At 40.6% G+C, this 10,391-nt stretch carries 7 protein-coding genes; 1 reads left to right on the top strand and 6 read right to left on the bottom strand.

All coding sequences use genetic code 11. The annotated features are described in order from the left end of the window. The 6 genes from CIK00_RS20740 to CIK00_RS20715 form a co-directional block, all read right to left on the bottom strand. On the bottom strand, positions 1-316 hold a 316-nt coding region (locus tag CIK00_RS20740; RefSeq protein WP_233426586.1), incomplete at its 3' end, for a cysteine peptidase family C39 domain-containing protein. Position 317: 1 nt separating this feature from the next. Next, entirely contained in the window at positions 318-2,246 is a 1,929-nt protein-coding gene (locus tag CIK00_RS20735; RefSeq protein ID WP_101770417.1) for a bifunctional diguanylate cyclase/phosphodiesterase, read from the bottom strand. 13 nt (positions 2,247-2,259) lie between these two features. After that, entirely contained in the window at positions 2,260-2,904 is a 645-nt protein-coding gene (locus CIK00_RS20730; RefSeq protein ID WP_373322847.1) for a transglutaminase-like cysteine peptidase, read from the bottom strand. Between the two features lie 24 nt (positions 2,905-2,928). Further along, positions 2,929-3,519 carry an OmpA family protein gene (locus CIK00_RS20725; protein ID WP_101770415.1) on the bottom strand — a complete coding sequence of 197 codons (591 nt, stop codon included), beginning with the start codon at positions 3,517-3,519 and terminating at the stop codon, positions 2,929-2,931. 11 nt (positions 3,520-3,530) lie between these two features. Further along, positions 3,531-4,841, bottom strand: coding sequence for a TolC family outer membrane protein (locus tag CIK00_RS20720; protein WP_101770414.1), 1,311 nt, complete (start codon positions 4,839-4,841; stop codon positions 3,531-3,533). Positions 4,842-4,845: 4 nt separating this feature from the next. After that, a complete protein-coding gene (locus CIK00_RS20715) occupies positions 4,846-6,240 on the bottom strand; it encodes an HlyD family type I secretion periplasmic adaptor subunit (protein WP_101770413.1) in 1,395 nt (464 codons plus the stop codon). A 343-nt stretch (positions 6,241-6,583) separates the two neighbouring features. On the opposite strand from CIK00_RS20715, the gene CIK00_RS20710 reads away from it, so the two are divergent. Further along, the coding region (locus CIK00_RS20710) for a retention module-containing protein (protein ID WP_144043200.1) at positions 6,584-10,391 on the top strand (3,808 nt) is incomplete at its 3' end.

Raw genomic sequence — 10,391 nt, 5'->3', positions numbered from 1 at the left:
TAATCCATTGCTCAGAGCCATCACTTTGAGGAAGGACAACTTCAGCTTCACCTTTTTCTTGATCAATACTGAGTACTACACAAGCATCACCCCCTTTTAGTATGGCAATGACCGGGAATAATAATGGCGATAACTTATCGAATGTTAATTGTGTTTGTTTAGCCTGAAGCCCTGCCTTTTCTGCTGCGCGAGGTAATAAAAAGGGGGTTAGTAAACCATCGGTTAGCGGTAGATCTGCAATTAAGGCATCCGGTGAATTTGCTTGGCCGTAGAAACGACTAATATAAGCAAGTGATTGAAGCAATGGATCTTTCATGTTATTTCCCATTAACTAACTGATCGGTGACGTAACCTTGAAAACCTTGAATTTGTAGCTGTGTTAATTTGTCTTTTTGTTCAATAGTTTCCACACGGGAGGCGATAGTGAGTACTGAAAGGTTATTGGCACTACGTGTTATCGATTCTAAAACGTCTGTTTTTACTTGATTATCTAATTGGGACGTATATGAAAAATCTAATTTCACATAGCTAGGTCGTAATTTATTCAGATAACCTATCGAGCTGAAATTATGACCATAATTATCAATACCAAATTTAAATCCATTGTTACGAATAATTTCACAAAGTAAGCTAGTATTATTTATATTTTTAATAAAACAAATTTCAGGCAATTCAAACAAAACATGTTGTTTCATCTCGCTACAAGCTTGAAGCTTGCTATTAAGCCAGCGAATAAACCCTGTATCATTAATGCTACTTTGAGTAATATTAATAGCGATAGGTACGGATTCGGTTTTGCCCACCAATTGATTAAACAGAGTATCTATAATGTAGCAGTCAAATTTAGTACCCTCATTAAGTTTCTCAATAGCAGATAAAAATTGACCAGCATTAAAGCATTGTTGGCCTTTTTTAATATAAGCGAACATTTCTTTATGAATTACAGCATTGTTTGCATCAATTGCTTTTTGGAAAGTAAAATGGATTAGATTATTTGCTATTGCTTCATCAACTAATATTTTCCATTGTTGTTTACCTATTGCTGGTGTTGTTTTTTTCTCATTAATTTCTAATAAAGCTATAGGTTCTTTAATTTCGTGACGCGCTTTATTTACTGCATTATCAGCATGAGCAAGTAAAGCCGTTATTGTTAGAGTATCTGAACACATTACGATACCAACAGCAGCTTGAAGTGGTGCTATCCCAAGAGGATCTGAATTAAGCTCTGATGTCATATGTAGCATCGAACGGGCAGTATCCATAAGTTCATCTTCGGAGGCATTAGGTGCAATCAGCATAAATTCTGATTGGTTTAGACGAGCGATGGTAACATTATCAGTAGAAAGTTCTTTTAGGTGATTAGTAAGTTTTTGTACTAACTTATCACCTTTTTCATAACCTGATTGCTGATAGTTATCTTCAATAGCATCAGATTTTAATAGAATGATACCGCCAGTAGGTTTATGTAATAACCATGATTTTAGTTTGGTCATTAAGTAACTGCGGTTAGCTAAACCTGATACGGGATCTTGATAGGCACGAATACGTAAAGTATCGGCCTCTTGAGCTTGTTGTTCAAAATGTTGTTGTAACTGAGTATTCATCGAATTAAAAGCAATAACGAGATCAGATAATTCACGAGTATGAGGTGTCGGTAAAGGATCCGTGAAATGGTTATGTGCTATTTCTTGTGCACTTTTTTGAATTTGTTTTAATGGACGTAATACTTTATTGAGTACTAAGGATAATACAATAGCAGTCAATAATAGGCTTGTTATAAAACCAAGTACAAGTTGAATAGTTGCTTTCCATAATTGGATATAGGCTGAAACAGGACTGCTAATAACTGTTAAATTGGCGAGTTGTAGCCAACCACTGGTTAAGGTTGTAGTTTGAGTAATTGCTTTAATCTGGATTAATGATTGGAACCAATCAGGAATATTATCTATTCGTTGAGGGTATTGGCGAATAATTTCTTTGTTAGAGTCGAGTAAGGTTAGTTTTACTTGGCTGTAGTAACCCGAATCAAAAGTGGCATTAATAACGGATTCTGCTGAAATAAAATCTTTTTCTTTTAGGTATGGAGATAGAGCAAAGCCGATTGAGTTTACAACATTATTAAGTTCAGTTGATTGTTGTTCAATTAAATAACTTTTAGTGGTATTAAATTGAATAGTAAACACAGCACTTATCAGTAAAAATAATACAACTAACATCCACAGTAGAAGTTGTCGGTAAAGAGTCATTGTTATTTACTCATTAATAAATGTTTAGTGGTTGGTTTAGCTTGATCTTTTGAGAGCGACTACGTAAATCATTCCAAAGACTTAAGCGCGAAGCTTTACCCGCTATTTGTTCTTGTCCTTTTTGTTTCATAAGCCATAATTTACTACCATTAAAACTGTATATCGGTAGTAAATCATTACGCTGAGTCGCTGGTAAAATATCGCCTTTGAGATTATCTAAAATCAGTGGTATTGCTGATGGTTTTGGATAATAAGCAACAACCATATGGAATTGATTAAGTTTAAGTGCTTTTACATATATTAATCTGAGTTTATTGTCATTAATGCCAAGCTTAAGTAACATTTTGTATTTGGCAATACTAAAATCTTCACAATCACCCGCACCTGCACCAATAAATTCGTAAGGTGTTGCCCAATAATCTTCTTTTCCCCATAGCTTTTGATCGCTAATGAAAAAAAATTGATTAAAAAAAGTATTAGTAGCATTAAGTTTCTGGCGTTCAGTTAAATGTTGTGAGTTTTTGATGAGTGCGCGCCAGGCTGTTGCTCGTTTACCTGCGCGTTCACCATAAAATTGAGTTATTTTTTCTATCTGTTGTGTGTTACTAGCAGCAAGAACATTTACTGCTAGTAAGCAACAAAGTAACCAAAAAGTTATCTTCTTCAATGGGAAATTTTCTGTTTAATTTTCACGAACGGTATATACCGTCCATTCTTTAACTACATTACCTTGAGAACCAACTACTTGTGCCACGACTCGACGACTTAATGTATTACTTTCTTCAATATCAGATGCTTTAACTGGATCACTATCGCCAAAACCAACCGTTTTAATGCGAGCGGGTGTAACGCCTTCATTTATTAATGCTTGGCGGATTACGCTTGCACGGCGTTTTGATAAGGCAACATTATAAGCAGTATTACCAACAGGACTCGCATAACCTTTTAACTCTATATGTGTTTTAGGGTATTTCGCTAAGAACGTACTCATATTCTTGATATTATTTCTATAATTTTCAAAGATCACCGAAGAATCATTAGCAAATAACACATGGATCTTATTTTCTTCAGAACTGTCAATATAAGTCGGGCAGCCATTGTTATCGACGACAGCATCAATGGGGGTTTTTGGACAATGATCTCGTTGGTTAATGACGCCATCACTGTCGTTATCAAATAAATTTTTAGTTTGCTTTGCAATGGGTGGTTGAGGCACTGAAAGTGAGCATCCAAATAATGATAGTGCGAGTAACCCAATAATTGTGTATTTCATATTTTGTTCCTTTATTTAGCTGATTGTACCCAAGATTGAGGTATTTCAACGCGCATCTCACTAAGAATTAATCCGGTAGCATTTAATACGCGATATTTAGCTAAAATACCGTCATATTCAGCTGTAAAATAAGCTTTACGGGCTTCGAATAATTCATTTTCAGTATTTAGTACATCCAGTAAAGAACGTTGACCTATCTTAAATTGTTTTTCATAAGCAATAACGGTACGTGCAGAAGCATCAACATGTTCTTGTAAGAATATTTTTTGTTTTTTTGATAACGTTAAGGCACTCCAAGAAAGACGAGTACCTTCTTCTAACATTCGATAGGCGCGATCACGAATATCTTTGGATTTATTGATTTGATAAGCTGCTCGACGTGATTTAGCGACGTCACTTCCGCCATTAAATAGGTTATAGCGCATTTTTAACATGGCTTTTAGTTCATCGGTATCGCCGGCTGAACCATTAAGATGGTTTCCCCATTCTTGTGATGCTTCAATGCTAAAAGATGGATAGAAAGTACCTTGTGCTTGTTTATATTGATATTCCGCGGCATTGATATCATTTGATGCAATATAAACAACCGGATTGTTTTTTTCGGCTTTCGTCAGTGCATCATCTAAAGATATTGGTAGATAATTACTGTCAACTTCAGGTTTTATAAGATCAGTTGGGTAAGCGCCAATAATTCGCACAAACGCTGTAATTTTATCTTGAAGATTACTTTCTGCAGCCAATAAATTGGTATTAGAACTGGCTAAACGGCCATCAACTTGTGCTAAATCAGCGGTCGAACCGATACCTGCATCTGCACGCTTTTTGATATCAACGTACATTTTTTGATGCACTTTAAGATTAGATTGAGACAGAGCCAGTACATCTTGAGCATGGAGGACATTAAGATAAGCTTCGGTTGCTTTAAGTGCCTTGTCTTGTGCGTCAGATAATAGTTGATAACGTTGGGCTTCTGTTTCTGATTTATTACGTTGAATATCGTTATACGTAATAGAACCATCCCAAATTAATTGACGAATATTTAGTTGGGCACTTTGAGGGCGGTATTGGCCTGAAGGACTGTTTGCTTTGTAATCATCATGTCCAATACCTGCTTCTAGATCGACTGATGGTAAATAATCACCCTTAGCCGCATTAACTAATTGGTGTTTACTTTGAAATTCATTGTAAGCACTTTTTATATCAGGATTAGTTGAAAGTGTTTCAGCAATAGCTTGCTCTAATGATTGCGCCATTACTGGCGTTGCCAAACATTGAAGGCTAATTAATAGAGCAACTTTTCTAAATATATACTTTTTTGTCATTATTTTATTCTCTTAATGCCGTTTGACGCGCTCTGAGGATTGGTTTCAGTAAATAATCAAGTACAGAACGTTTACCTGTAATGATATCTGCTGATGCCGTCATTCCTGGAATGATTGGTAATGCTTCGCCATTAGGACCTTTAAGGCTACTTGCATTGGTACGAATTTTTACTTGATAGAAACTATTGCCTTTTTTATCTTGGATTGTGTCGGCACTGATTGTCTCTACTGTTCCTTTGAGACCGCCATAATTGGTAAAATCATAAGCACTGAATTTTATGATAGTCGGTAATCCGGGTCTTAAAAAACCTATATCTTGAGGGGCTATTTTTGCTTCAATTAATAGCGTGTCTTCAGTGGGGACAATTTCTACTAATGGCATACCGGGTTGAATAACCCCACCAACAGTATTGACATATATTTTTTGAATAGTGCCTGTAACAGGTGAAACAACCGTTGTACGTTTAACTCGATCTTTAAGGCCTACTTGTGTTTCTGTCATGCTAGATAATTTATCACTGGTTTCATTTAGCTTAGCTTGAATTTCTGAGCGAAATTGTAGTGCAATATCTATATATTTAAATTCAGTTTCTTGAATAGCTGCTTGGGTTACTGGAATTTGTAGTTTTGCTGAGTTTAGATCTCGTTTAGTATCATTAAGTGAACGTTGTAATTTTAATAGCTCAATGCGAGGAACAACACCTTCATCCGCTAATGGTTTGGTGATATTATATTCTTTCATTGCGATATTATAACTATCACGAAGATTAGATACTCGAGAGCGTGTTTCTGTTAGTTCTCGTTCTTTTTGTGATGCTTGCTGTGATGCAACAGATAATTGATTTTCTAAATTATTTAATTTACCCGTGAATTGGTTAAGTTGTCTGTGTACTAATTGAGCATGTTTGTTCTTGAAATTAGCAGTAAAAACGGGCGGAATGCTAGTAACATTAACGCTTTTTCGCCATTCGGTATTTTTAGTGTTTTTATTTACAGTAACATTGGCAAGTAATGCGTTAAGACGTAACGAATCAGCCTGCATGGCTGCAAGACTTTGGGTTTTTTCTTTAAAGTCAGATCTAAATTGTGTGTCATCTATGAGTAGTAATGTTTGACCTTTCTTAACTTGTTGGCCTTCTTTTACAAAAACCTGCTTAACAATCCCGCCTTCGAGGTTTTGTACTACTTGTAACTGAGATGACGGAATAACTTTTCCTGAACCTGTCGTTACTTTATCGAGTTTCGCAAAATAAGCCCAAGTAAATGCGATAAAGAAAAATAATATCATTACCCATAAAATGATTCTGGCACTTTTAGGTGTATTCAGTAGCAATGCTGATGATTTATCATCAATAAAATCGAGATCATTGTTTGATATCGAGATGGCTTTTTTACTCATATAAAACTTAGGTCTCAAGAAAAACGGCTTACAAAGAACATACAAATTACATCATTTAACTAGCTATTTAGTAGGTTAATTACAATCCATATTTGTATAAATAAATTTAATATTACGTATTGTTGATGATTATACAAGAGAGTGTTTTTTAATTAATATTCTCGAATGATAATCCGTCAAGGTATTGACGTAAAGTGATATTTTCTATTTAATGCTTTGTTAGAATATATGTGTAGCTGCGCATATACATGTATAAAATATATATCATTAATGGTAATAATTAAATTGATGATGTAATGAATGCGGTTCGTTATCAATTATTAGAGTTAAGGTTGAATGTAGTATGGTTAAAATTGAAAATAATAACAATGAGCTAAAGCTTATTGATGGTACCTGTTTTGTTATTAAAAATAATAAAAATATTTTAGCTATTAATAATCATTATCAACTTCAATCTGATGAGATTATTATTGCTAATAGCAGTACTAAAATGATTTTTAAGAAAGATGGCATTGAACAAGTTATTGATCAACCAGTGTCCACTTGTTCAATGTTATCTGCTGATGGACTCAAAATTGTTAGTTTAAAGCATGGTATTGATTTTAATCATGACGGTATTAAGAATACGCCGTTTTCCGATAATGATATTAGTGCTATTCAGAATGCTATTTTAACAGGACAAGATCCAACTAAATTATTTGAAGCAACAGCCGCAGGTGATGTGGGATTAAATGGTTCATCAGCAACAGCGAGTTTTATCACGATTAATTACGATAATGATTCGATGTTAGCAAAGGCAGGATTTGATACTGCTTACGAGCCAAGTGTCAAAAAAAGTCATATAGAGGACGGTGGTAGTATATCGTACTCTAAATTAGACGCAGGTGTCACCATCACCACCATTGGTGGTGACAATGTGATCAATGAGAACGAGTCCCACGGCAAAGTGCCTGTAACCGGTACCGTTGATGGTGATGTCAAAGTTGGCGATACCGTTACGATCACTGTAGATGGTAAAGCGGTAGGTACTGCCACAGTAGAAAGTCACAATGGCAAGTTAACGTGGACGGCAGAGGTTGATGGCAGCGTATTAGATAACGCCACCACCGATAATGTCACCGCTACCGTGATAACTCATGATGAAGCAGGCCATAGCGCCACTGCGACAGATGATCATATTTACACCGTTGATACTGACATTGCGGCAGCGATTACTATTACCTCGATTGCTACCGACGGTGTTATCAACGCAGATGAAGCGCACAACAAAGTCCCTGTTACGGGTACCGTGGGCGCAGATGTTAAAGTCGGCGATACCGTTACGGTCGTTGTTGATGGTCAAACCGTGGGTACCACAAAAGTTGTGGAGCAGGACGGCAAGTTAACGTGGACGGCAGAAGTCGACGGTAGCATCTTAGACGGTGCGACGGCTGATAGTGTGACGGCAACCGTCACCACCACGGATGATGCGGGTAACCGTGCCACGGCGACAGACGATCACTCTTACAACATTGATACTGACATTGCGGCAGCGATCACTATTACCTCGATTGCTACCGATGGTGTTATCAACGCAGGTGAAGCGCAGAACAAAGTTCCTGTCACGGGTACCGTGGGCGCAGATGTTAAAGTCGGCGATACCGTTACGGTCGTTGTTGATGGTCAAACCGTAGGTACCACAAAAGTTGTGGAGCAGGACGGCAAGTTAACGTGGACGGCAGAAGTTGACGGTAGCGTCTTAGACGGTGCGACGGCTGATAGTGTGACGGCAACCGTCACCACCACGGATGATGCGGGTAACCGTGCCACGGCGACAGACGATCACTCTTACAACATTGATACTGATATTGCGGCAGCGATCACTATTACCTCGATTGCTACTGACGGTGTTATCAACGCAGGTGAAGCGCAGAACAAAGTTCCTGTCACGGGTACCGTGGGCGCAGATGTTAAAGTCGGCGATACCGTTACGGTCGTTGTTGATGGTCAAACCGTAGGTACCACAAAAGTTGTGGAGCAGGACGGCAAGTTAACGTGGACGGCAGAAGTTGACGGTAGCGTCTTAGACGGTGCGACGGCTGATAGTGTGACGGCAACCGTCACCACCACGGATGATGCGGGTAACCGTGCCACGGCGACAGACGATCACTCTTACAACATTGATACTGATATTGCGGCAGCGATCACTATTACCTCGATTGCTACTGACGGTGTCATTAACGCAGATGAAGCGGACAGCAACGTCCCTGTGACGGGGACCGTGGGCAAAGATGTTAAAGTCGGCGATACCGTTACGATTACGGTTGATGGTCAAACAGTGGGTACCACGAACGTTGTGGAGCAGGACGGCAAGTTAACGTGGACGGCAGAAGTCGACGGTAGCGTCTTAGACGGTGCGACGGCTGATAGTGTGACGGCAACCGTCACCACCACAGATAAAGCGGGCAACAGTGCCACGGCGACGAACGTTCATCCTTACGGTGTTGATACTGATATTGCGGCAGCGATCACTATTACCTCGATTGCTACCGATGGTGTTATCAACGCAGGTGAAGCGCAGAGCAAAGTTCCTGTCACGGGGACCGTGGGCGCAGATGTTAAAGTCGGCGATACCGTTACGATTACGGTTGACGGACACGCGGTGGGTACCACGAAAGTTGTGGAGCATGACGGTAAGTTAACGTGGACGGCAGAGGTAGAGGGCAGCGCCTTAGCCGGTGCGAAGGCTGATAGTGTGACGGCAACCGTCACCACTACGGATGATGCAGGCAACAGTGCCACGGCGACGAATGTCGATCCTTACGGTGTTGATACTAAGATTGCGGCAGCGATCACTATTACCTCGATTGCTACCGATGGTGTTATCAACGCAGGTGAAGCGCAGAGCAAAGTTCCTGTCACGGGTACCGTGGGCGCAGATGTTAAAGTCGGCGATACCGTTACGATTACGGTTGACGGACACGCGGTGGGTACCACGAAAGTTGTGGAGCATGACGGTAAGTTAACGTGGACGGCAGAGGTTGACGGCAGCGCCTTAGACGGTGCGACGGCTGATAGTGTGACGGCAACCGTCACCACCACGGATGATGCGGGTAACCGTGCCACGGCGACAGACGATCACTCTTACAACATTGATACTGATATTGCGGCAGCCATTACTATTACCTCGATTGCTACCGATGGTGTTATCAACGCAGATGAAGCGCACAGCAAAGTTCCTGTGACGGGTACCGTGGGCGCAGATGTTAAAGTCGGCGATACCGTTACGGTTACTGTAGATGGTAAAGCGGTAGGTACTGCTACAGTAGAAAGTCACAATGGCAAGTTAACGTGGACGGCAGAAGTCGACGGTAGCGTTTTAGACGGTGCGACGGCGGATAGTGTGACGGCAACCGTCACCACTACGGATGATGCAGGCAACAGTGCCACGGCGACGAATGTCGATCCTTACGGTGTTGATACTAAGATTGCGGCAGCGATCACTATTACCTCGATTGCTACCGATGGTGTTATCAACGCAGGTGAAGCGCAGAGCAAAGTTCCTGTCACGGGTACCGTGGGCGCAGATGTTAAAGTCGGCGATACCGTTACGATTACGGTTGACGGACACGCGGTGGGTACCACGAAAGTTGTGGAGCATGACGGTAAGTTAACGTGGACGGCAGAGGTAGAGGGCAGCGCCTTAGCCGGTGCGAAGGCGGATAGTGTGACGGCAACCGTCACCACTACGGATGATGCAGGCAACAGTGCCACGGCGACGAATGTCGATCCTTACGGTGTTGATACTAAGATTGCGGCAGCGATCACTATTACCTCGATTGCTACCGATGGTGTTATCAACGCAGGTGAAGCGCAGAGCAAAGTTCCTGTCACGGGTACCGTGGGCGCAGATGTTAAAGTCGGCGATACCGTTACGATTACGGTTGACGGACACGCGGTGGGTACCACGAAAGTTGTGGAGCATGACGGTAAGTTAACGTGGACGGCAGAGGTAGAGGGCAGCGCCTTAGCCGGTGCGAAGGCTGATAGTGTGACGGCAACCGTCACCACTACGGATGATGCAGGCAACAGTGCCACGGCGACGAATGTCGATCCTTACGGTGTTGATACTAAGATTGCGGCAGCGATCACTATTACCTCGATTGCTACCG

Source organism: Photobacterium carnosum (assembly GCF_002849605.1).
GTDB classification, from domain to species: domain Bacteria; phylum Pseudomonadota; class Gammaproteobacteria; order Enterobacterales; family Vibrionaceae; genus Photobacterium; species Photobacterium carnosum.
Note: the sequence above shows the minus strand (reverse complement) of the source record. Positions and strands in the feature narration are given on the sequence as shown.